This window comes from Qipengyuania intermedia (genome assembly GCF_019711615.1).
Taxonomy (GTDB): domain Bacteria; phylum Pseudomonadota; class Alphaproteobacteria; order Sphingomonadales; family Sphingomonadaceae; genus Qipengyuania; species Qipengyuania intermedia.
In genome coordinates, this window is the sequence record NZ_JAIGNS010000003.1 from 14,390 (window position 1) to 36,979 (window position 22,590).

The 22,590-nt window shown below is 61.3% G+C and carries 22 protein-coding genes; 9 read left to right on the forward strand and 13 right to left on the reverse strand.

The window, feature by feature from the left end:
• Nucleotides 1–2 precede the first annotated feature (2 nt).
• The 4 genes from K3179_RS11905 to dusB all read right to left on the reverse strand — a co-directional run bounded on the left by K3179_RS11905 (nt 3) and on the right by dusB (nt 5,798).
• The gene (locus K3179_RS11905; RefSeq protein ID WP_221565674.1) at nt 3–2,243 is read right to left on the reverse strand and encodes a sensor histidine kinase; all 2,241 of its coding nucleotides are present in this window, start codon (nt 2,241–2,243) and stop codon (nt 3–5) included.
• Between the two features lie 61 nt (nt 2,244–2,304).
• On the reverse strand, nt 2,305–3,717 hold the full coding sequence (locus tag K3179_RS11910) for a sigma-54-dependent transcriptional regulator (protein ID WP_221565676.1): 1,413 nt from the start codon (nt 3,715–3,717) through the stop codon (nt 2,305–2,307).
• Between the two features lie 3 nt (nt 3,718–3,720).
• The gene (locus K3179_RS11915) at nt 3,721–4,782 is read right to left on the reverse strand and encodes a two-component system sensor histidine kinase NtrB (RefSeq protein ID WP_345722883.1); all 1,062 of its coding nucleotides are present in this window, start codon (nt 4,780–4,782) and stop codon (nt 3,721–3,723) included.
• Nucleotides 4,779–5,798, reverse strand: coding sequence for a tRNA dihydrouridine synthase DusB (gene dusB, locus K3179_RS11920; RefSeq protein ID WP_221565678.1), 1,020 nt, complete (start codon nt 5,796–5,798; stop codon nt 4,779–4,781). The genes K3179_RS11915 and dusB overlap by 4 nt, the downstream gene beginning before the upstream one ends.
• Before the next feature lie 79 nt (nt 5,799–5,877).
• On the opposite strand from dusB, the gene K3179_RS11925 reads away from it, so the two are divergent.
• Both K3179_RS11925 and K3179_RS11930 read left to right on the forward strand, forming a co-directional pair.
• Nucleotides 5,878–7,017 (forward strand): bifunctional 2-C-methyl-D-erythritol 4-phosphate cytidylyltransferase/2-C-methyl-D-erythritol 2,4-cyclodiphosphate synthase, encoded by a 1,140-nt coding sequence (locus K3179_RS11925; RefSeq protein ID WP_221565679.1) that lies wholly within the window; start codon nt 5,878–5,880, stop codon nt 7,015–7,017.
• A gap of 14 nt (nt 7,018–7,031) precedes the next feature.
• Nucleotides 7,032–7,535: a CinA family protein gene (locus tag K3179_RS11930; RefSeq protein ID WP_221565681.1), complete on the forward strand. Its 504-nt coding sequence runs from the start codon at nt 7,032–7,034 to the stop codon at nt 7,533–7,535.
• Here the strand turns inward: K3179_RS11930 and K3179_RS11935 are convergent.
• The gene (locus K3179_RS11935; protein WP_221565683.1) at nt 7,532–7,987 is read right to left on the reverse strand and encodes a type II toxin-antitoxin system RatA family toxin; all 456 of its coding nucleotides are present in this window, start codon (nt 7,985–7,987) and stop codon (nt 7,532–7,534) included. The two genes, K3179_RS11930 and K3179_RS11935, sit on opposite strands and share 4 nt — an antisense overlap.
• A complete protein-coding gene (gene lipA / locus K3179_RS11940; protein WP_221565685.1) occupies nt 7,987–8,940 on the reverse strand; it encodes a lipoyl synthase in 954 nt (317 codons plus the stop codon). The genes K3179_RS11935 and lipA overlap by 1 nt, the downstream gene beginning before the upstream one ends.
• Before the next feature lie 101 nt (nt 8,941–9,041).
• Between lipA and K3179_RS11945 the strand changes: the two genes are divergently transcribed.
• The 4 genes from K3179_RS11945 to K3179_RS11960 are packed head-to-tail and all read left to right on the forward strand — an operon-like array spanning nt 9,042 to nt 11,744.
• Nucleotides 9,042–10,022: a sodium-dependent bicarbonate transport family permease gene (locus tag K3179_RS11945; RefSeq protein ID WP_221565687.1), complete on the forward strand. Its 981-nt coding sequence runs from the start codon at nt 9,042–9,044 to the stop codon at nt 10,020–10,022.
• Nucleotides 10,023–10,032: 10 nt separating this feature from the next.
• Entirely contained in the window at nt 10,033–10,341 is a 309-nt protein-coding gene (locus tag K3179_RS11950; RefSeq protein ID WP_100261280.1) for a P-II family nitrogen regulator, read from the forward strand.
• The gene (locus K3179_RS11955) at nt 10,341–10,982 is read left to right on the forward strand and encodes a carbonic anhydrase (RefSeq protein ID WP_221565689.1); all 642 of its coding nucleotides are present in this window, start codon (nt 10,341–10,343) and stop codon (nt 10,980–10,982) included. The genes K3179_RS11950 and K3179_RS11955 overlap by 1 nt, the downstream gene beginning before the upstream one ends.
• A 36-nt stretch (nt 10,983–11,018) precedes the next feature.
• Nucleotides 11,019–11,744, forward strand: a complete 726-nt coding sequence (locus K3179_RS11960) for an NYN domain-containing protein (RefSeq protein ID WP_221565691.1) — start codon at nt 11,019–11,021, stop codon at nt 11,742–11,744.
• A 63-nt stretch (nt 11,745–11,807) separates the two neighbouring features.
• On the opposite strand, the gene K3179_RS11965 is transcribed toward K3179_RS11960, so the two are convergent.
• Nucleotides 11,808–13,100 (reverse strand): hypothetical protein, encoded by a 1,293-nt coding sequence (locus K3179_RS11965; RefSeq protein ID WP_221565693.1) that lies wholly within the window; start codon nt 13,098–13,100, stop codon nt 11,808–11,810.
• Between the two features lie 299 nt (nt 13,101–13,399).
• Here K3179_RS11965 and gyrA point away from each other — a divergent pair, with 299 nt between their 5' ends.
• Both gyrA and K3179_RS11975 read left to right on the forward strand, forming a co-directional pair.
• Nucleotides 13,400–16,234, forward strand: a complete 2,835-nt coding sequence (gene gyrA / locus K3179_RS11970) for a DNA gyrase subunit A (RefSeq protein ID WP_221565695.1) — start codon at nt 13,400–13,402, stop codon at nt 16,232–16,234.
• On the forward strand, nt 16,231–17,073 hold the full coding sequence (locus tag K3179_RS11975) for a TauD/TfdA dioxygenase family protein (RefSeq protein ID WP_345722890.1): 843 nt from the start codon (nt 16,231–16,233) through the stop codon (nt 17,071–17,073). Before gyrA ends, K3179_RS11975 begins: the two co-directional genes overlap by 4 nt.
• Here the strand turns inward: K3179_RS11975 and K3179_RS11980 are convergent.
• A complete protein-coding gene (locus K3179_RS11980) occupies nt 17,070–17,705 on the reverse strand; it encodes a lysoplasmalogenase family protein (RefSeq protein ID WP_247713042.1) in 636 nt (211 codons plus the stop codon). The genes K3179_RS11975 and K3179_RS11980 overlap by 4 nt on opposite strands.
• 104 nt (nt 17,706–17,809) lie before the next feature.
• Here K3179_RS11980 and trmFO point away from each other — a divergent pair, with 104 nt between their 5' ends.
• Nucleotides 17,810–19,177: a methylenetetrahydrofolate--tRNA-(uracil(54)-C(5))-methyltransferase (FADH(2)-oxidizing) TrmFO gene (gene trmFO / locus K3179_RS11985; RefSeq protein ID WP_221565699.1), complete on the forward strand. Its 1,368-nt coding sequence runs from the start codon at nt 17,810–17,812 to the stop codon at nt 19,175–19,177.
• Here trmFO and K3179_RS11990 read toward each other — a convergent pair whose 3' ends face one another.
• The 5 genes from K3179_RS11990 to K3179_RS12010 form a co-directional block, all read right to left on the reverse strand.
• Nucleotides 19,178–19,648 (reverse strand): EF-hand domain-containing protein, encoded by a 471-nt coding sequence (locus K3179_RS11990; RefSeq protein ID WP_221565701.1) that lies wholly within the window; start codon nt 19,646–19,648, stop codon nt 19,178–19,180.
• Between the two features lie 35 nt (nt 19,649–19,683).
• A complete protein-coding gene (locus K3179_RS11995) occupies nt 19,684–20,355 on the reverse strand; it encodes a hypothetical protein (RefSeq protein ID WP_221565703.1) in 672 nt (223 codons plus the stop codon).
• Between the two features lie 65 nt (nt 20,356–20,420).
• Nucleotides 20,421–20,828, reverse strand: a complete 408-nt coding sequence (locus tag K3179_RS12000) for a TadE/TadG family type IV pilus assembly protein (protein WP_221565705.1) — start codon at nt 20,826–20,828, stop codon at nt 20,421–20,423.
• Nucleotides 20,825–21,283, reverse strand: coding sequence for a TadE/TadG family type IV pilus assembly protein (locus tag K3179_RS12005; protein WP_221565707.1), 459 nt, complete (start codon nt 21,281–21,283; stop codon nt 20,825–20,827). The genes K3179_RS12000 and K3179_RS12005 overlap by 4 nt, the downstream gene beginning before the upstream one ends.
• Nucleotides 21,280–22,551, reverse strand: coding sequence for a pilus assembly protein TadG-related protein (locus K3179_RS12010; protein ID WP_221565709.1), 1,272 nt, complete (start codon nt 22,549–22,551; stop codon nt 21,280–21,282). The genes K3179_RS12005 and K3179_RS12010 overlap by 4 nt, the downstream gene beginning before the upstream one ends.
• Nucleotides 22,552–22,590 lie beyond the last annotated feature (39 nt).

Here is a 22,590-nt window from a genome sequence, read left to right on the forward strand (position 1 = left end):
GATTATCTTCCTGCTTTCTCGGTATTCGAACGGTCTTCACCGATGGATGGGCCGCGATGCGGATCGCGTGCGATTTTGAGGGTAACGCGCGTTCCGCCCTCCTCGAGCGAGGAGAAATTCATCTCGCCGCCGTGTTCTTCGACGATCTTGTTCACGATCGCGAGGCCGAGGCCGGTGCCCTTCTCGCGGGTGGTGACATAGGGTTCGAGGATGCGTTCCCGGTCCTGCGGCAGGCCGATGCCGTTATCGCTGACAGCAATGGTGATGAATTTCTCGTCCTCGGAGACATCCACGCCGATCATGCCGCGATAGTCGGGTTCCGCATTCGCCGCGCGCGCTTCGATCGCTTCGGCAGCATTCTTGAGGATGTTGGTGACGGCCTGGCCGAGCTGGTGACGGTCGGCTTCGACCTTTAGCGGGCCGTCCGTCTCGGTGTTCAGCCCGTAGTTGATCTGCGGGTTCGCGACTTCCTGCAGGAACATCGATTGACGCACGAGGTCGAGCGCATCTTCCTGGCGGAAGACCGGTTTCGGCAGTCGCGCGAAACTGGAAAATTCATCCACCATGGTGCGCAATTCGCCGACCTGGCGCACGATCGTATTGGTCAGTTCGTCGAACAGTTCACCGTCCTGTTCGATCTGCTTGCGATAGCGGCGCTTCAGGCGCTCGGTGGCGAGCTGGATCGGAGTCAGCGGGTTCTTGATCTCATGCGCGATGCGGCGAGCGACGTCGGACCACGCGGCCTGCCGCTGGTCGAGCAGCTGGCGGGTGATGTCCTCGAAGGTAATCACGTGTCCGTCGCCTTCGGGGACGAGACGTACCGCTAGCGTCATGAGTTCGCCGTGGCGCGAGTGGCTGACGACACCGCGGTCAAGTCCTGCCTCCACGAGGACAGCGATCTGCGGCACCATTGCGTCGAGCGTTTCGGGGTGCGCGCTTCCCTCGCCGCCTTCCAGAAGCATGTTCTGGGCAGGGGCGTTCATCAGCAGGACGCGGCGCTTGCCATCGATAGTGATGACCCCGGCGCTCACGGATTCCAGGACTGCTTCGATGAAACTGCGACGGTCTTCCAGTTCCTCGTTCGCGCCGACCAGCGCGTCGGTCTGCTTCTCGATCTGGGCGGTCATGCGATTGAAGGCCCGGTAGAGCAGGCCGATTTCGTCTGCGCCGGTACGCCCTTCGACGCGCAGGGCGAAGTTCCCCGCGCCGACCTTGCGCGCAGCGCCGACGAGGTCGGTCAGTGGCTCGACCTGCCGATCCGCGAAACGCAGGGCAAACCAGACCGCCAGTCCGACAAGCGCGAGGCTGACGAAGAACAGCGCTAGATTCAACCGTAATTGGAGGGCTCTGGCTCGCTTGGTCAGCTCCTCATAAGCTGTCGAAATCGATCGCGCTCGCTCCCAATTGCGAAAGCTAGCAGCCTCGGCGTTACGCGCCGTATAGAGATAGATGCCAGCGGTGCGATCAATTGGAGCAACGGCTTCGATCCGTTCTGGGCTACCTTGGATCGCAACGGATTCACCTGCACGCAGCGCTCGCAGATTTTTCTCGGTAAAGCCCACCGGATCGCTCGCCTGGTTGATGCCGTAGACAACCGCGACACGGGCGGTGCCATCGGGCATCGCCTGCATAATCGCGCTCTCGATGACATCGCGCGGTTCGGCCTGGTAGCGGTAGGCCAGCTGGAAATCGGGATCAGTGATCGAAACCTGTTGCAGGATCGAGCGCATATCCATCGCCATGGAGATGGTTTCCTGCCCGAGGTCGAGCTGGTTATCCTCGTAATAGACTTCGGCCAACTGGTTCGCGTTTTCCATCAACCCGCGCGAATTGTCGGAGAACCAGAAATCGACGCCGGACTGGAAGAGCACTGCAGCGAATGCCGACACCAGTAGCGTTGGCACCGCCGCAATCATCGAGAAGAAGAACACGAGGCGTACGTGCAGGCGCGCCGTGCTACCGGCCGCTCTTCTCAGCGCCAGTCGTCGTCCGGCAAGGACGAGGAGAGCCATTGCCGGAATGAGGGTGCCGATTAGCAGGACAGCGACCTGCCTGCTCGGCAGAAGTTCGCCAGTCGGCGGGGCGCGGGTAAAGGCAGCCCAGGTGGTCGCAACCATTATGGCAAAGATCGCCACGGCCAAAATTTCGACCAGGGAAATCAGGTTCGCGCGGCGCGAGGCGACGACAAATCGCCGCCACCAACGCGGAGTGCGCTTCTGGGAAAGACCGGCCATTGTCGCCATCGTGGCTAGTTTACGACACCTCTGTTGCAAATATGCAAGACGAAAAACGACGAAATGAACATCAACGTCGTCGGACGTATCGCTCCGGCTCTATTTCGAGGTCGCTTAACCGTTTCCGAAGGGTGTTGCGATTTATGCCAAGAAGCTGTGCGGCGCGTAGCTGGTTACCCTCGGTCTCCTCCAGGGCGTGCTCGAAAAGAGGTTTTTCGAAAGCAGCCAGGGCGCTGTGATAGAGTGTGCCGGGCGCGCTCGCATTGGCCGAAAGCCACGCTTGCAAAGCGGTCTCGAACGGCGTTCCGGTACCGGTCGTGCTTTCTTCCGCCGCAGGAAGCGCATCGTCCACCGTTTCGCCATCGATCACATCCTCGCGCGCGGTGAGCGCCAAGCGGAAGACGACATTGCGCAATTCACGCACATTGCCCTTCCACCGCTGGGCTTCCAGCCGCTTGATCGCCCCATCCGAGATACCGTGGTTCGGCAGCCCTTCCGCGACCGCCTGACCGAGGAAATGTTTCACCAGCGCGCCGACATCCTCTCGCCGTTCGCGCAGTGGAGGAAGGTGGATGGGGACGACGTTGAGGCGGTAGTAGAGGTCCTCCCGGAAGGTCCCGTTGGCGATCATCGGGCCGAGATCCTTGTTCGTCGCCGCGATAATCCTCACGTCGACGCCGATTTCCTGGCGCCCTCCGACGCGGCGGATCCTGCCGGACTGAAGCGCCCGCAACAGGCGCGTCTGCGCTTCGGCGGGCATGTCCCCGATCTCGTCGAGGAAAAGCGTGCCGCCATTGGCCTGCTCGAACTTGCCGATCTGCTGCGACACAGCGCCGGTGAAAGCGCCGCGTTCGTGGCCGAACAGTTCGCTTTCCAGGAGGTCGTGCGGGATAGCGGCCATATTGACCGCGATGAAGGGACCGGTGCGACGCGATCCGAGTTCATGGATGGCTTCTGCCACCAGTTCCTTGCCGGTGCCGCTTTCGCCCGTGACAAGCACCGACAGGTCGTTGCGCAGCACGCGCGTTATCATGCGATAGACGTCCTGCATCGCCTTGCTGCGCCCAATGAGGGGAAGCGAGCCTTCGCCCTCACCTTCCAGACTGTCGGCGCTCTGCGCGGAACGCTTGGTTGCCTGGCGCACGGCCTGCGTCAGTTCGTCGAGGTCGAAAGGTTTTGGGAAATATTCGAAGGCGCGGCTGTCACTCGCCCTGACGGCGGTATCCAGCGTATTCTGGGCGGACAAAACGATGACCGGCATTTTGGGGGCGGCCTCATGCACGTCCGCGATCGACGCCAGGCCATCGCCATCTTCCAGCATGACGTCTGTCAGCATGACGTCGAAGCTATGCCCTGCAAGCAAGGCGTCTCGCTTGCTTACACTGCTGCACGCCGTGACGTCATAGCCTTCGTCCTTGAGGGCCTCGGTGATAACGGTGGCTATGGCGCGATCGTCTTCGACCAGGAGTACACGGTTGGTCATCGATCAGCTTTCCTTCTGCGCAACGGGCAGGTTGATGCGAAAATGGGTCAGGCCTGCGCGCTCATCGCGTTCATGGGCGACCCTTCCGCCCATGTCGCGCAGCAGCTTGCGGACGAGGGCTAGGCCAAGGCCCTGTCCCTGCGACTTGCCGGAGACGAAGGGCTCGAAAATCTGTTCGCGCAGCTCGGGAGGCACGCCGTCTCCCATGTCGGTGACGGTAATCTCGACCGGCAGGCGAACAGGCTTGCCCAGCCTGATGGCCGAAAACACGAGGCCGCTCACGAAGCGTGTACGAACCACGACGCGGGCATCGTCCACACCCACGCTCGCATCGCAGGCATTAGCGAGGAGGTTGATCAGCACCTGCTCGAGTGCGCCTCGATCGGCCTGGACTTGCGGCAGCGAGGGGTCGAATTCCTCCACCAGTTCGCATGCACCTTTACGCCCAGCCCTTACCGTTGCCATCGCTCCGCGGATTGCCTCGTGGAGATTGCAGGGTTCTGTCTCGACGGGATTGGAGCTTCCCAGCTGCTGCATCCGGTCGATCAGTTCGGCGATGCGGGCAACCTCCCCCTCGATCATGGTTGCCAACGGCCGGTCCTTCTCGCTCACGCGTTTCGCCAGCAGCTGACTGGCGCCGCGAATGGCCGAGAGCGGATTCTTTATCTCGTGGGCCAGCACCGCAGGTGCGCGCAGTTCCGTGCGGTCTTCGTCTTCGTTCTCGTTACCGCCCTGCCCCGCTTCGGACACGGTGATGACGCGCCAGCCCGGGTAGGCGTGAAGAGGAGAACAGCTCAGATTGACCTTGTGATCGCGCCCGCCGGCACTGACGGTCAAGCCGCGCGCGATCAACTGCGTATCCGTTTTCAGCAAGGATTCTTCCACCCGCTCCGGCACGATGCTCATCAGATCGAGGAGTCTGCAGCCGACAATCCGGCGGGCGCTCTTTCCAAGCAATTCCTCGGCCGGGGGATTGGCTTCATGCACAAGGCCTTCAGGATCGACGAGCAGGACGGCAAAGACCATTCCTGCAAGCTGTACCGACGCCGAGGGCGCTTCGCTCACGCTGCTCGCCGCTTGAGAAACGGTTCGTAGAAGCGCTCAAGTTCATCAAGCACAACAGGGGCTTGGTCGATAAAATTCACACGATTACGGAACTCGGCAGAGCCGTGCATTCCCTTGGTGTACCAGCCGAGGTGTTTGCGCGCGATCTTCACGCCCACATCTTCGCCGTACAACTCCAGCATATCGCGGTAATGCTCGACCACCACTTCGTACTGTTCGTCGAAACTCGGGCTTTCGAGGACATCGCCGGTGCGCCACCAGTGCATGACCTGGGAAAGCAACCACGGTTTGCCATAGGCGCCGCGTCCGATCATCAGGCCGTCGGCCCCCGACTGGTCGAGCGCTTTGGCGGCATCATCCACTGTGCAGATATCGCCGTTCACGATCACCGGGATGGAAACCGCATCCTTGACCTTGCGCACGAACGCCCAGTCGGCGCTGCCCTTGTACATCTGGTTGCGCGTGCGGCCGTGAACGGTGACCATCTTCACGCCGAGATCCTCGGCAATATGCGCAAGCTCAGGCGCGTTGAGATCGGAGTGGTCCCAGCCCATCCGCATCTTCACCGTCACCGGCACGTTCACCGCCTTGACCGTCGATTCCATCAGCTTGGTCGCAAGGCCGACTTCGCGCATCAAGGCCGACCCGGCGAGTTGCCCGACGACTTTTCGGACCGGACAGCCGAAATTGATGTCGATGATTTCGGCGCCATTGCCTTCCTGCAGTTTGGCCGCTTCGGCCATGCTGGCCGGGTCGCAGCCCACGAGCTGCATCGATACCGGCTCTTCGGTCGGGTCCCACGCCGCTTTCTGGACCGATTGGCGCGTTTCGCGGATGGCGGCCTCGCTGGCGATCATTTCGGTCACGTTGAGGCCCGAGCCGTACCGCCGCACCATCTTGCGGAACGGCAGGTCCGTGACACCCGTCATCGGGGCCAGAACGACAGGCGTGTCGATCCGGACATTGCCGATGTCGATCGGCGCAGGTGCTACGGGCGGTTTGGGATGGGCGCTCATGATTTTCGCGTGTGCCTAATAATTGGGCAGGCACATAGTGCGTTGCAGCGAAAACGGCAAGCGGCTAGCGGGCAAGGCGATGGCAGACCATCTCCCCCACCCCTCCTTCGCCGCGATCGTCGTCGCTGCCGGCAAAGGCGTGCGCGCCGGGCAGCCGCTTCCAAAGCAGTTCGCCATGTGGCGCGGGAAGCCCGTGGTCCGGCATTCGGTCGAAACCTTCCTGGCGGAGGGCGCCGCCATTGTCGTCGTTGCCATCCCTCCCGGAGGCGAAAAGCTCGCGGAAGACGCCTTGAGCGGCTTGCAAGTGACATTAGTCGAAGGTGGCGATACGCGCCAGGAGTCCGTTGCAAGGGCACTGGACGCTGTAGGCGATGCCGAGCACGTGTTGATTCATGATGCGGCGCGCCCGGACGTCCCGCGCGCCGTGATCGCAGACCTGCTGGCGGCGTTGGACAGCCACGAAGGTGCGATCCCCACGCTCCCGGTAGTCGACAGCCTCGCCATCGATACCGGCGGGGTCATGTCCGGATCGGCGAACAGGGATGTCCTGCGACGGGTGCAGACCCCCCAAGCCTTTCGTTTTAATGCGATCCGCGAGGCGCATAGGGCATGGACCGCCGGACTAGATGCCGGCGACGATGCGCAGGTCCTGCGCGCACATGGCGGCGATGTGGCACTGGTCGATGGTGACGAGCGCCTGAAAAAACTGACATTTGCGGAGGATTTCGTGAGCGAGGCACCCGACGTAAGGACCGGCATGGGCTTCGACGTGCATCGCCTTGTCGCTGGCGAGGAATTGTGGCTCGGCGGGATACGGATCGAGCACGACAAGGGCCTGTCCGGCCATAGCGATGCCGACGTGGCGCTCCACACGATCGTCGATGCACTCCTCGGCGCAGTGGCGCGCGGCGATATCGGCGATCATTTTCCGCCGAGCGATCCGCAATGGAAGGGCGCCAGCAGCGACAAGTTCCTGCTGCACGCGGTCAAACTGGTGGGCGAGGCAGGATATCGGGTCGGGAATATCGACCTTACCCTTATCTGCGAAGAACCCAAGATCGGACCCCATCGCGACGCAATGCGGGCGCGGATTTCAGAACTCGCTGGCGTTGACATCGACAGCATATCGGTGAAGGCGACCACCACCGAAAGGCTCGGGTTCACCGGCCGCGGCGAAGGGATTGCTGCACAGGCTGTCGCAACGGTGATCCGCAACTGACACATGAGGTGAGCATGACGCTCCACGCCCTACTCCCTGACGAAATCGACGAACTCGCCAAGCGGGTAATCGAGGAAAACGCGGCCGCCGGTCGCAAGGTCGTGTTGGCGGAAAGCTGCACGGGCGGGCTGGTGGCAGCTGCGCTGACTGAAATCCCCGGCTCGTCTGCCGTGCTCGACCGCGGATTCGTGACCTACTCGAACGAATCCAAGATGGAGATGCTCGACGTCTCGCTCGATATCATCGAGACCTTCGGCGCGGTGTCAATTGCCTGCGCATGGGCGATGGCCAAGGGCGCGCTTGCGCGCAGCAATGCAGATGTCGCCGTGGCCATCAGCGGCGTGGCGGGTCCCGGCGGGGGAACGCAACTCAAGCCGGTTGGCACGGTCGTCTTCGCCAAGGTCGTGCGCGGTGACGAGGGCGAACCGGAAGGCGAGCTGAGACGTTTCGAGCCGACATCGCGTGCCGAGATACGCAAGGAAGCGACGCTCTGCGCGCTGGACCTGCTTCTGCCTTAAAGGTTCGCTGCGGCGTTCTCGCGGCCGTAAAGATCGTCGGCGCGCTTTTCGAACGCCTCGACCATCTTGCGGAATGCGCGATCGAAATACTGACCGGCAAGCGCTTCGAAGACCGAATTGCGAAAGCTGAAATCGACGCAGAAATCGATCTCGCACCCGCCATCGGGCAGGCAGCGGAACGTCCACTTGTTATCTAGATCCTTCAGGGGACCGTCGACGTAGAACACCTCGATGAAATCAGGACGGCTCTTCACCACGCGGGAGGTAAATTTCTCGCGGATCGCCTTGAAGCCGACGAGCATGTCGGCGACCATTTCTGTCTCGGTGTCGCTTCGCACCCGCGTCGCGACGACCCAGGGCAGGAATTTGGAATAGCTGCCGACGTCCGCCACAAGGTCGAACATCTGCTCGCAGCTGTAGGGTAGCCGCCGGGTCTCGGTGATGCCTGGCATCAGGCGGACGCCCTCGCCTGCTCCTTCGCAAGCCTGGCTTCGCGCGCCGCCCGCATTTGCGCAAAATCGTCGCCGGCGTGGTAGCTCGACCGCGTCAGCGGGCTCGAGGCGACCTGGAGGAAGCCCTTCGCACGCGCAATCGAGCCATAGGCTGCAAAAGCCTTCGGCGTGACGAAATCCTCCACCTTCGCGTGGCGCGGCGTGGGCTGGAGGTACTGGCCCATGGTGATGAAATCGACGTCGGCGCTGCGCATGTCGTCCATCACCTGGTGCACCTCGAGCCGCTGCTCGCCGAGGCCGAGCATGATGCCCGACTTCGTGAAAATCATCGGATCGTGAGACTTCACCTCTTCCAGCAACCGCAGCGAGGCGTAATAGCGCGCGCCAGGCCGGATCGTGGGGTAGAGACGCGGCACGGTTTCCAGATTGTGGTTGTAGACATCGGGACCCGCTTCGCAGATCGCCTCTACCGCCGCGCGCATCTTGCCGCGGAAGTCGGGCGTAAGGATTTCGATGGTCGTGTCGGGCGTCTCACGGCGCAAGGCCTTGATCACTTTCACGAACTGACCCGCACCGCCATCGGGTAGATCGTCGCGGTCGACGCTGGTGATAACGATGTGCTGCAAGCCCATCTGGCCAGCCGCAATCGCGACGTTTTCCGGCTCCATCGGGTCGACGAGGCGGGGCATGCCAGTCTTAACGTTACAGAACGCGCAAGCCCTCGTGCACACATCGCCAAGGATCATAACCGTTGCATGCTTCTTGTCCCAACATTCGCCGATATTGGGACAGGCCGCTTCTTCGCACACGGTGTTGAGCTTCAGGTCGCGCATCAGCTTGCGCGTTTCCTGATAACCCTTGCTGACGGGTGCCTTCACCCGGATCCAGTCCGGCTTGCGCTGCTTGCGCGGGCGTTCGTCTTCGGGGGCGGGAGCGGATGAAAGGTCGTTCATTGCGCCGCCCATCTAGGCCTGCGCGGCCTCCCAAGCAACCCGTGGATATGTTGCCGATTGCTGACTTGCCGTTGCACCCGGCGCATTCTAGTGAGACGCGCATGGATGCCGCAACGCTTGAGACCTTTACATCTCCCGTGATCCTGTTCTTCGTGCTGGGCATGCTTGCGGCCTTTGCGCGATCCGAACTTGCGGTTCCCGAAGCTCTCGCCAAGGGCATGTCGCTCTACCTGATGGCGGCGATCGGCCTCAAAGGCGGGGTCGCCGTTTCGGAAAGCGGTGTCGACACGACGGTCGCCCACGCCCTGCTTGCAGGTATAGGTGCAAGTTTCCTCATCCCGTTGTTCGCGTTTGCAGTCCTCAAGGGATTTGCAAAACTCGATACGCTAAATTCCGGCGCAGTGGCGGCCCATTACGGTTCGGTCAGCGTGGTGACATTCGTGACCGCAGTCGAAGTGTATGAACTTCGTGGCATCCCGCCGGGCGGTTTCATGGTCGCGGTAATGGCTGCGATGGAGACACCGGCGATCCTCACCGGCCTGTTGCTTGCCCGCAAGGCGATCGACAAGACGGATGCGAAAAACGATCAGGGAACGGGCGAGCTGCTGCATGAAGTGTTCTTCAATGCGTCGGTGGTGCTCCTTCTTGGAGCATTCGCTATCGGCATGATTTCTGGCGCGAGCGGATTTTCCGATGTCGAGCCGTTCTTCCAGGCAGGTTTCAAGGGCGTCCTGTGCCTGTTCCTCCTCGACATGGGCCTGATCGCGGCGCGGCGCCTGATGGATGCGCGGGCAATGACCGTCCGCCTCGCTCTCGTGGCGATATTCCTGCCCCTGGTGAACGGAGCGCTCGGAACGATACTGGGCAGCGCAATCGGCCTCGATGTCGGCTCTGCAGCCGCACTTGGCGTGCTGTGTGCCAGTGCCAGCTATATCGCCGTGCCAGCGGCTATGCGCCTCGCCCTGCCACAGGCGGATGCCGGCATCTACCTCACCATGTCGCTAAGCGTGACCTTCCCGTTCAACATCCTAGTCAATATCGGCTTGATTGGTGCTTTGGCGAGCCGTCTGGCTGCCGCCTGAGGGACTTGATATGATCGAAACCGTCATCCGGAAACGCATCGAGATACTGACCGACACGGCGCTTCAGCGGCGCGTTACCGATGCCATCGACCGTGCAGGTATTACCGGATGGACCGTTACGCCTGTCCAGTCCGGCAAGGGCCGCGAAGGCCGCTGGCGCGAAGAACGCGTGATGGGAACGGACAAGGTGCTGATCCTGACGATAGCTCCCCAGGACAAGGCTATGGCCTTGGCGGAAGACATTGCGCCGATCCTGACCAGCCATGGCCTGCTTCTGTCGATGTGGGACGTCGAGGTAATCCGGGGGGAGCGTTTCTGATGCCCGAGTTTACCGAGCTACTGCGCGGATATCATCGCTTCCGCGCCGACGGCTATCCCGAGCAGAGGGAACGTTACGACAAGCTCGTAGCCGAGGGGCAGAGCCCCAAGCTGATGATCATCGGCTGCTCCGACAGCCGTGTGGACCCTGCCCAGATCTTCGACGTCGATCCGGGCGAAATTTTCGTCGTGCGCAATGTCGCCGCACTGGTTCCGCCGTTCGAGGACACACCCGGCCAGCACGGTGTCTCCGCGGCTCTGGAGTTTGCTGTAAACTTCCTAAAGGTCCGGCAAATCGTCGTCATGGGTCACGGCATGTGCGGGGGCTGTCAGGCCGCATTGTCGCGCGATCTTTACGGCAATGCCTTGGGCGAAGGCGGCTTTATCGCGAATTGGGTGGGCCTGCTCGATCAGGCTCGCGACGAGGTGGCGGCCAAATATGGCACCGAAGGGCGGGAGGCCGAACGCGCGATGGAGCTTGCAGCTGTCGGCGTCAGCCTCGACAATCTTAGGACCTTCGCCTGTGTTCAGAAAGGCGAAGCCGAAGGCACGCTCAAGCTACGTGGAGCATTCTTCTCGATTGCAGAGGGTGTTCTCTACGTGCGCGATGAAGAGACACGCGAATTCCAGCCTGCGAAGTGACTTGCAAGGGCGCCTTTGTAACTCCAAGGAGCACCCATGCCTGAAAAACCTCTACAAAACATCGCGCTGCTGATCGATGCGGACAACACTTCGCCCAAGGGGATCGATCCGGTCCTGACAGTCATGGCCGAACTGGGGCAGGTCAATATCAAGCGGGCCTATGGCAATTTCACCAAGCCGAACCTGGCAAACTGGGGGCCGCTAAGCCACAAATACGGCATCCTGCCCTACCAGCAGTTCGACATGACGGCGGGCAAGAATGCCACCGACATGGCGATGACGATCGATGCGATCGACCTCCTCTACCAGGGCAAGGTCGACGGCTTCGGCATCATGAGTTCCGATAGCGATTTTACCCCGCTCGCGACCCGCCTCAGGCAAGACGGTCTGCTCGTTTACGGCTTCGGGAGCAAGAACAAGACACCAGACGCCTTCAAGAGCGCCTGCACGCGCTTCATCGATATCGACGCGCTCATCAAGGGCGCTTCGGACGAGCCCGATACGCCAAAGCAGAATGGCAAGAAGCCGAAAGGCGGGATCGACGAAGAACTTGTCGAACTGCTCGGCACGGCATGGAAAGCAGCTCGGCGAGACGATGACGGATTCGCCCAGATGGGAGAGGTCGGCCAGATCGCTGGCAACCGGTCCAGCTTCGATGTGCGCAACTACGGTTTCAAGCGACTTTCAGACCTGTTTGAGGCTATCGAGCAATTCAAGGTCGAGCGCCGCGACAACACGGTTTGGGTCAAACGCCTGCGTTAGATAGGAAAACGGCGCGAACCCCGGGTGGGATCCGCGCCGCTTCTCGATCAGAAGGTTGCGTTCTTACATGCCGCCCTGCTGTTCGGCATAAATCGCCCACAGGTTGGCAATGGCAGCACGCTGGCCGGTCACGGCATTGAAGGTCTCGATAGCTTCCGCGCTCTTGCCCTGTTCGAGCAGTGCAATGCCGAGGCGGGTGTTGGCGAGATTGGTATCGACCCCAGCAAGGCCCAGTGCCTTGGTGTAAAGCGCTTCCGCAGCCGCATAATCGCCATAGCTTAGTGCCAGGTCGGCACCGGTCATGACGGTCTTCAGGTCGGCCGCTCCGCGTGCACCGGTCAGGATGCCCTTGAGATCATTGCGGTCGGTTGCCGCGCGATCGGTGGCCATGCCGAAGATTTCCGAAACGTAGCTGTCCGTGCGCTTCAGAGTGCCCTTGGTGTAGCCTTCGTTGATGACGGCAGCGACTTCACCGGGAAGACGGCGATAATCGGCGCTGTCGATGTAGTCGGCATACATGCGCTCGTCGCGCAGGGCGTCGGCATCACGCGCCAGGCGCATGAGGTCGAGGATTTCCGGATTCTGCCAACCGCCGCCGTAAGCGGTGATGGCAACGACTTCGCCCCAGTTCTGCTGGCTCGGGAAGTGCTTGATGAAGAGCTGCGCGAAATCGTTCAGCTCGGTCTTCATCTGGTTGTTGTAGGCCATCTGGAGGCCGCGGCGGACCCACTGTTCGTTGATCTCTTCGCCGGCAGCTTCACGCGCAGCGATTGCCGTTGCGAGATAGTCCAGGCCGGCCTTGTAGTTTTCTTCCGTGAAATAGGATTCGGCAATCAGGCCCTCGGGCTGGCTTTGCGTGGCGCCAAGCTCGACCGCCTTCATCAGGTAAGTCCGCGCCTTCGCGTATTCGTCAGCGTTATAGGCAAGCTGGCCCGCAAGAAGATTGTACTGGCCGAGCGATTCCGGTGCGACCTTGCCGCTGGCAAGCATCAGCTCCACGCCTTCCTGCTGCAGGGCGCGATCTTCGAGGTTGGTGCCGATGCTGTAGATCAGGTTGCCGGCAACCATTCGGTCGTCATCGGTCTCGATCGCCGCGACGATGGCAGGGCGCTGGGCCTTGATGGCAGTCCAGTCGGGCGCGCCACCGTTCACCTGCTCCGAAAGAGGCTGGTAGACTGCGATAAATCCGTCGGAATACTTCTTCGCGTCGGCCTTATCGTCCTTCTTTTTCTTCTGCGCGAAAGCGGGCTGTTCCAGCGCGACGGTCGCAGCTGTACCGGTTGCGCCGAGGATCATGGCAAGGGCGAGCGCCGAAGACGTGCTCGAAGCCTTGGAAAGACGGGTGAAAATCATCATTTAACTCCCAAGAGTGGATAGGGGAATGAGCGCGGGGGCGCCGAATTCACTCAACGGTGCGGCAATTGGCCTTTATACGCTCTCATTGCAAATCTTGTAGGGATTTCGCGCTGAATGGACATTGAATGACGCCCTGACCGGCCATTCAGCAAAGCGATGCGAAAGGCCTCAAGACATATGTGGAAAAAGCGCCAGATTCAGCCCACTCCCACCCCTTAAAATTGGCATGAGTCCGCCGCTTCCCCTACAGTGACCGCTTGAACTGATCCCTCGATCGCAGATCATGGAAACACAGCGTTTTGTCTGACGAAACCGAATTGATGGAAAACCCGGCTCCGGGCTCCGAATACACCCGCATCGACATCGTCGATGAGATGAAGACCAGCTATCTTGATTACGCGATGAGCGTGATCGTCAGCCGCGCCCTGCCCGACGTTCGGGACGGGCTGAAACCGGTTCATCGCCGCATTCTCTTCGCCAGCCAGGAAGGCGGCTTCGTCGCCGGCAGGCCCTATCGCAAGAGCGCAAAGATCGTCGGTGACGTGATGGGTAACTACCACCCTCACGGCGATGCGGCGATCTACGACGCACTGGCCCGCATGACCCAGGATTGGTCGCTGAGAGTGCCCTTGGTCGATGGCCAGGGCAACTTCGGATCGATGGACCCGGATCCGCCTGCATCCATGCGCTACACCGAAGCAAGGCTGGCGCGTGTCGCCAACTCGCTCCTCGACGATCTCGACAAGGACACGGTCGATTTCACCGACAACTACGACGGTTCGCGGCAGGAGCCGACCGTTCTCCCGGCTCGCTTCCCGAACCTGCTGGTGAACGGTGCCGGCGGTATCGCGGTCGGCATGGCGACCAATATCCCGCCGCACAATCTCGGCGAAGTGATCGACGGCTGTCTCGCCTATATCGATAATCCCGCGATCACCAGTGAAGAGCTGTTCGAGATCATCCCGGGTCCGGACTTCCCGACCGCTCCGCTGATCCTCGGCAAGAGCGGCGCGCGGAGCGCCTATACGACGGGTCGCGGCTCGATCCTTATGCGGGCGCGCCATGAGGTCGAAACCAAGGCGAAGGATCGCCAGTCGATCGTCCTCACCGCCATCCCCTATCAGGTCGGCAAGAACGCCCTTGTCGAAAAAATCGCGGAAGCCGCTAAGGACAAGCGGATCGAAGGTATCTCCGACATCCGCGACGAATCGAGCCGCGAAGGCGTGCGGGTCGTCGTGGATCTCAAACGCGATGCCTCGCCCGAGGTCGTGCTAAACCAGATCTGGCGTTATACCCCGGCTCAGGCCAGCTTCCCCGCCAACATGCTCGCCATTCGCGGCGGACGGCCGGAAGTGCTCACCCTTCGCGAGTTCATCCAGGCCTTCATCACCTTTCGTGAAGAAGTCATCACGCGCCGCACCAAGTTCGAATTGAACAAGGCGCGTGAACGGGCTCACACGTTGCTCGGCCTCGTGGTAGCCGTTTCCAACCTCGACGAGGTGGTTGCGATGATCCGCGGCTCTTCCAACCCCGCGGAAGCCCGCGGCAAGTTGCTGGCGAAGGAATGGCCGATTGGCGACATCGGCCAGTATATCGCGCTTGTCGAAGCGATCGAACCGACCGACGAACAGGACGGCGGAACCTATCGCCTGTCCGAACGGCAGGTGAAGGCGATCCTCGACCTGAGGCTTCACCGCCTGACCGCGCTCGGCCGCGACGAAATCGGTGACGAACTCAAGGAACTCTCGATCGCCATCGAAGAGTATCTCTCGATCCTTGCCGACCGCGTGAAGCTCTACGGTGTCATGCGCGAAGAACTGGACGAGATCCGCGCGACCTACGCCACGCCCCGCATTACCGAGATCGCGCCCGCATGGGACGGGATCGAAGACGAAGATCTCATCGAACGCGAAGAGATGGTCGTAACGGTCACGCATGGCGGTTACATCAAGCGCACGCCGCTTGAAGCCTTCCGTGCCCAGGCGCGCGGCGGGAAGGGCCGCTCCGGAATGGCGACGAAGGACGAGGATGCAGTCGTCGAAATGTTCGTCACTTCGACGCATAACCCTGTGCTTTTCTTCACGAATACCGGACGTGTTTATCGTATGAAGGTCTGGAAACTGCCCGAAGGCAGCCCGCAGACCAAGGGTCGGCCGATGGTCAACCTCCTGCCGCTTGGCGACGAGGAGCGGGTGACCAACGTGCTCGCCCTGCCCGAGAACGAAGCAGAATGGTCCAAGCTCAACATCGTTTTCGCGACGGAACAGGGCATGGTCCGCCGCAACTCGATGGATGCGTTCACCAACGTACCGAGCAACGGCAAGTATGCGATGGGCTTCGTGGAAGGCAGCGGGGATCGCCTGATCGGCGTCGAACTGCTGAGCGAAAACCAGGAAGTGTTCCTTGCATCGGATTCCGGCAAGGCAATCCGCTTTGCCGCCACCGATGCGCGCGAAACGAAGAGCCGGACGGGCATTGGCGTGCGCGGCATGACGCTGAAGAACGACGCCAAGGTCGTTTCGATGGCGGTTCTCGATCCGCTTTCTGCCGACATGGAAACGCGCGAAGCCTATCTTCGCGCTGCGCATTGGAAGAACAATGACGCGGTCCACACGCTGGACGCCGATACCGTTGCATCGATGGAAGAGGCGGAGGAGTTCATCCTCACGCTGACTGCCAACGGCTACGGAAAGATCTCGTCTGCGTACGAATATCGCACCATCGGGCGCGGCGGTCAGGGCCTGACGAATATCGGCACGCCTGACAGCAATCCCGAACGCAACGGCCCGGTCGTCGGCAGTTTCCCCGTAAGGCACGGCGCTCAGCTGATGCTGGTCACCGACCAGGCCAAGCTGATCCGCCTCCCGATCGATTTCCGTCACGAAATTCCCAACGGGTTCGAAGACCACAAGGGCTTCTCCATCTCGGGACGCGGGTCTTCGGGTGTGCGCATCTTCGATGTCGCCAAGGGCGAGAAGATCGTCGGTGCGGCTTTGATCGACGAGACGGAAGAGCCGGAAAACGAGGCGGAAGAGGCAATTGCGGAAGAAATCGCGGACAATGCCGCGAAGACGACCGAGCCTTACACCACCGCCCATTCGGACAAGAACATCGAAGGTGAGCCCGGCGGGTGAGCATCGCTGCGGAAAGAAGCAACGGGCCGTTCGGCGCCAGGGTAACCGGCGTCGACCTGTCCCGCGCTCTTTCCGAGCCTGAAATCGCCCGCGTTCGCGCACTTTGGCTGCAGCACAAGGTGCTGGCCTTTCCCGGCCAGGCTATGTGCGATGACGATCTGGAACGCTTTACCCTCGCCATGGGCGGATTCGGGGACGATCCCTTCTTCGACCCTATCGACGGGCGCGAGAACATTGCCGCGATCCTGCGCGAGGCTGACGAGACCAGTCCGCTGTTTGCCGAGAACTGGCACAGCGACTGGAGCTTCCTCGACCATCCGCCCGCTGGCACCTGCCTCCTCGCCGTCGATATTCTGTCTACCGGCGGGGACACGCTCTTCGCCGACCAGCAGGCCGCTTTCGAAGCATTGCCCGATGGGCGGAAAGCTTATTTGAGATGGCTCACCGCGATCCACAGCGCTCAGCTAGCTTATGCACCCGAGGGCACGTACGGAGAGCGGGACCAAGGCCGATCGATGGCGATCCGGCCTAACGAGACGGCGCGCGAAACCAGGACGCACCCCTTGGTCCAGAAGCATCCGGAGACAGGTGCGGAGTGCCTTTACTCAACGCTGGGATACATCATCGGGATCGAGGGCATGGAGCAGTCCGAGGCAATCGCCCTGCTGTCCGAGCTTGCCGAATGGCAGTCGCGCGAAGAATTCATCTATCGCCACAAGTGGGAACCGGACATGCTTGTGATGTGGGACAATCGCGCCGTCCTGCACAAGGCCACCGGTGGTTACGAGGGACACCGGCGCGAACTGCACCGCACGACAATCGCGGCGTGGCAGCCCTAGGCCTTTTCCGCTCTTAACTCCGGGTGCCGCAGAGTCTGGACCACACCGGTCGCGATCAGGAACTGCCCGCCGTAGTAGAGCGGCCAGATGAGCCACTCCGCGAGCTCATAGGGTACCCTGCCGGCTTCCCGACCGAAGATCAGCAAATCTGAAACGACAAACAGCACTGCGCCAGCACCCACTCGGTAACGCGGAAAGTTACTGGTCCAGGCTGCTGCCGCCATCGCCCCGACAAGGAAGCTGTAGCCTGCGGCAAGTTGCCAATTTGGAAGTGGATAGGTGATCAGTGCGGCAAGGATCGGCGTGAAGATCAACAATGCTAACCCTGTCGCTTTTTGGCTTCCGGTGGTCGCCGCGCGCCTATGCCGCAGATAAAGCCAGATTGCGATCAGGTGGCCGATGGCGAAGAGCCCGCCTCCGATCAGGAAGCTCACCATGATCATTGCATCGCCCATCGCTCCGAAGGCCATGACGGCTGCGATCAGCCATGCGTCGAAGCCCTTCCCGCGATGCGCGGCATAAACCGCAAGGAAGCCCACGCCTGCTGCTTTCCATCCCATCAACCAAATGCCGCCGATGGGATCATCTTCCACGAAGAAAAAGCTGATTGCCGCGATCAGGCTGGCAAGCAAGTATGGACGATGTTCGGATAAGGCGCGTTTTGGCATGGATTCCCCTCTTTGCCGGTCGGTAAGCCTTGATAGAGGGCATGTGCAAGCTCTAGGTGCGCAGCGCAATGACACACGACATCCAGATTATCGGCGGCGGTCTCGCGGGCAGCGAGGCGGCATGGCAATTGGCGCGGCGCGGGTTCAAGGTGCGCCTGTCCGAAATGCGAGGCAGCGGAGAAACGACGGCCGCACATCAGACCGACGGGCTGGCCGAACTTGTCTGCTCCAACAGCTTCCGATCCGACGATAGCGACAAGAACGCAGTCGGCCTGCTGCACGATGAGATGCGCAGGCTCGACAGCATCGTCATGCGCGCAGGCGAAGTCGCGCGAGTCCCAGCGGGAAGCGCCATGGCAGTCGACCGTGACGTCTTCTCGGCAGAGGTGCAGCGCACGCTGGACGAACACCCGAATGTGACGGTGGTGCGGGAACGGGTCGATACCCTCCCCGCGTCCGGGCCGACCATCGTGGCGACAGGCCCCCTCACCGCCCAATCGCTCGCTGAAAGCATCGTCGGTGCGACAGGTCAGGACCGGCTCGCCTTCTTCGACGCAATCGCGCCCATCGTTCACCGCGACAGCATCGATATGTCGAAATGCTGGATCCAGAGCCGCTGGAACAAGCGGACCGAGGCCTCCAACGAGGATGGCGACTACATCAATTGCCCGATGACGAAGGAGCAGTACCTCGCTTTCCACCAGGGGTTGATGGACGGCGAGAAGACCGAGTTTCGCGAGTGGGAAGCCGATACGCCCTATTTCGATGGCTGCATGCCGATCGAGGTCATGGCTGCGCGTGGGGTGGAAACGCTGCGCTACGGTCCGATGAAGGGGGTTGGCCTCGATAATCCTTACGACACAACGGAAGAACATCCTCAGGGGCGCTGGCCCTATGCGGTCGTGCAGCTCCGCCAGGACAACAAGCTCGGCACGTTGTGGAACATGGTCGGCTTTCAGACGAAGCTGAAGTACGGCGCACAGGTCGAGCTGTTCCGCACCATCCCCGGACTGGAGAATGCGGAGTTCGCCCGGTTGGGCGGCCTGCATCGCAATACCTTCATCAATTCTCCGCTGGTGCTGGATCGCCAGCTGCGCCTTCGCGGCGCGGAGCACATCCGCTTCGCCGGCCAGATCACCGGCTGCGAAGGCTATGTCGAAAGCTCGGCAGTGGGTCTGATGGCAGGGATGATGGCAGCAGCCGAGATGTCTGGAACCGAGTGGACGGCGCCCCCGCGCACCACAGCTTTCGGGGCATTGCTCAGCCACATCACCGGCGATGCGGAAGCGGACACGTTCCAGCCCATGAATGTCAATTTCGGCCTCTTCCCTCCTCTCCACGAGGTCAAGAAGAAGCAGCGCAAGGAAGCCTACACCTCGCGCGCCAAGGCCGAGATGGGCGAGTGGATTGCAAACCTTGAGGCAGTGCCAGCCTGATCAGCAGGCGCAGCGCGACGTCCGCTTCTTCGGTTTCGGCCGGGTCGTGGCAAACTCGCCCGGAGTGAGCTCGTTGTCGCCATTGGCGTCGGCACCTTCGAATTTGTCGACCGTGGTCACTGCCCACTCCTCGAAGGTCAGCAAATTGTTGCCGTCCTTGTCGAGCTTCCTGAACGCTGCCGTCCGCGTGGAGAGCATTTCGGTACGCGAAATGCGCCAGTCTCGATCCCGGTCGTAGCGGAAGAAACGCTGCTGTTCCTTGGTCAGTTCGCTGGCCTCGGGCGGGGTCGGTCCCACCATGTTCGCAGCATCCGCAATCGGCAGGCCTTCCGGGGCGGCGTCATCCATCAGGAGCGAGGAAAGATCCGGCGGCGGGGCAGCTTCTTCCACTTCCGCCCGCCCCTGGTACCAGAAAAGTCCGAGGCCCATCGCAGCGAGCGTGATCAACGCCCCGGTTATTGCATGCTTCATCCCTGCGCCCCCAGAAACTTCCGTTAAGTCACTGTCTAGCGGCCGGAAATCCCTATGCGCAAGGCCAGTAATGCTGCCGTGCGCCCTTCGAGCAATGGTACTCCTCCCATAGCTAGTGAGCGTTTGGCGAGGCCGGACAGGATTGCCAGGGGCCGCAGGCGGCGATGCAAAGGCGCGGCCGGCTCGAGCCCTTTTGCAAGATCGAGCGCCATGCTGCGTTCCCCCTCATCGGATAAATGCGCGGCAAGGTCAGCCAGGGCCCAGCGATATCCGGCATTGTAAGCGCGACGCTGGTCGGTGCCGGGAAGCTCGAGCGCCCGGGCTATTGCAGCCCACGCCTCCGCTCGGCCTTCGCAAAATTGCCTCAGTGTTTCCTTATCGAGCGCATCGGCAACCAGCAGGGTTTCCCATCCGTCGACGAGAGGGGAGAACTCGCTAGCGCTTCCCCCCCATGTATCGCCGAGGCGCTTTACCAGCGGCTCGCCCGACGGGCGCGCGCTTACTGGCTTTTCGAGGAGGTCACGCCACCAGGCAAGGCGCATCTGGCCGATCATGGTCTCGCTGCTCGTGGCAACGACCCCTGCGAGCCTGCGGTCCAGCTCGAATACGGATCTCATCAAGGGGCGATCATGCTGGCGCGCATAGGCGAGCGCGAGCTCTACCTCTTCGCCAAGTTCCTGCCGATCAGTTCGGGCTTGTTCGACCATGGCGCCGCAATGACGAACATGGAGGGCGGACGCAAGACGCGCCCTTCCCCGCCGCTAAATCGAAATCACAGCTGCGGGTAGGACCGCTTCGTCAGGCGCACCGGAATGGTGCCCAGGTCGACGAACACGAGGTTCACGTATATTCCGCCCGTCGCTTCGAGGTCGACATAGTCCCTGCCGGACACATCCGTGCCATGCGTGATCGCGAGCTGGGCATTCCCGAATTGCTGTGCGCTCAGGAGGTGATCGGTGAATTCGCTCTGGAGGTCCGAATCCGACGGGATCGGCCAGACGGAAACCGCTCTCGATGCCTCGTCGAGTGCCGATGACAACGAGTTCTGGAAGAACAGGTAGATGCTCATGTTGAGCGTGCCGAGAAGCATCGTCACGGTCAGCGGCAGCACCAGTGCAAACTCTACGGCTGCCGTACCGCGATTATCGAGGAGGAAAGTCTTGATCCTTTTCAGCATCATTGCGTCCTTATCGTAACCGAGCCGACGTGGTTCTGTTTGGTGGCGTAATCAGCAATGCCCTTGATGTTGAGCATCGGCTCCCAGTCTTCGTTGACCGTGATGGTCATGAACTTGGTCTCGACTGCTGTCGGATTGACGCAGAATGGCGCGCCGATCGTTTGCTTCACGCCGTCGCATTCGATCCGGGTCTGAACTTTGATGTTTCCCATGGGTAGCCCCGAGGCGTCGCTGACCACAGCTTCGACAACGGGGTCTGGGGGGACATTTTCTAGGGTACCCATCACATACTCAGCACCCAGCTGGGCCGTCTGCTGCATTTCCACCTTGTGGCGATAGCCCATCGCGAAATCGATCCCGCCCAGCGCCATGGCCAGCACCAGCGGCATGACCAGCGCAACCTCGATCGTCGCGTTTCCGCGCGTGCTGCGGACGAGTTTGGCAAAAGTCGCGATCATTGGCGCAGCCTCAGATATTCGCTGCCGCTGAAGGAGGCGACGCCGCGACCTGCGGGGCATTTGTTGGTAACCTTCGTGTTTCCGGTAAAGGTAATGAACCTCGACACGATCTGCAGGCAGTCGGTCGTCATGCTGCTGTTACCGCTGAATTCGACCATGTTGCTGGGCGCGTAGATCGCGCCATCGAATACCGACTTGCTGTCACCAGTCAGGAAAAGACGGTTCTTGTTGGAGGCAACCAGGCGGCTGTCCTGCACGATGATCAGACCTTCGTAGGGTCCGCTTTCGGCGGCAGTCAGCTGGACCGAAGAGGTGCCTGCAAGAGTGATGTTGCCGATTGCACCCGCATTGAAGGGATTGTCCGTATTCGTGAAAACGAGCGTGACGTTCGTGCCCTTCAGCGTAGCATTACCGCCAACGCTCAGGCCCTTGGCACCGATGTAGTAAGTGCCCGGCGCAAGCGTCACCGTTGCGTTGTTCTGGATCTGGATGCCTTGATAGCAGCCATAGGTGCCGTAGTTCAGCCCCAGCGTATTGCCCGGACCCTTGAACGGCAGGGGCCAATCGGAACACACCATATTCGGTTGCGTATCGACGCCATCGAACGGGTCGGCAGCAGGCGGTGCATTGTTGTTGATGGCTGTATCGCTCGTGACACCGCCGGAATTCGTGACCGTGCCGACGGCCGACAGCGCGCCCGCCTTGATCGTATTGGTACCCGAGGCTGTTGCGTCGAAATTCGAGTTGGAAGCCATGCCGCAGTTCATGCTGACGGAGGCAGAGCCCGAGATAGTCAGGCCGGTCGAATTCTGGTCGAGCGCAATCATGCAGTTCGGAACTTCCGAGCTCGACTGTGCCACGGCTTCGACACTGATGGTCGGCGCGCTCGCCAGGAACAGGCTGGAGAACGGCAGTTCGCGCGAGGTGCTGAGCACGACGCGGACCATGCTGTTGTCGCCAGCGAAATCACCGGCAGTCGGCGGCGTCTCGATCGCCTCGATAGTGTAAATGTGCTGGTAGTTTTCGCCGAGTACCTTCTTGACCACGGCGTCCACGTCTTCGCCATTCTTCATGGCGAGTGCCCCCGCCATTGCGCCAGCATCGGCGGCGCTGTGAAGGTCACGGCGCCAGCTGATCCATTGGGCAGCATCGACGGCAAGGCCCATGGTACCGACCATGGGAACGAGCGAGGCGGCGACGAGCACGAGCACGTTGCCGCGTGCATCATCGCGAACCTGCTTCAGAAACTGCACCGCTTTGCGAAGCATTGCGTACCCCATATCCAACATGTCGAGGCTCCCTCTTAG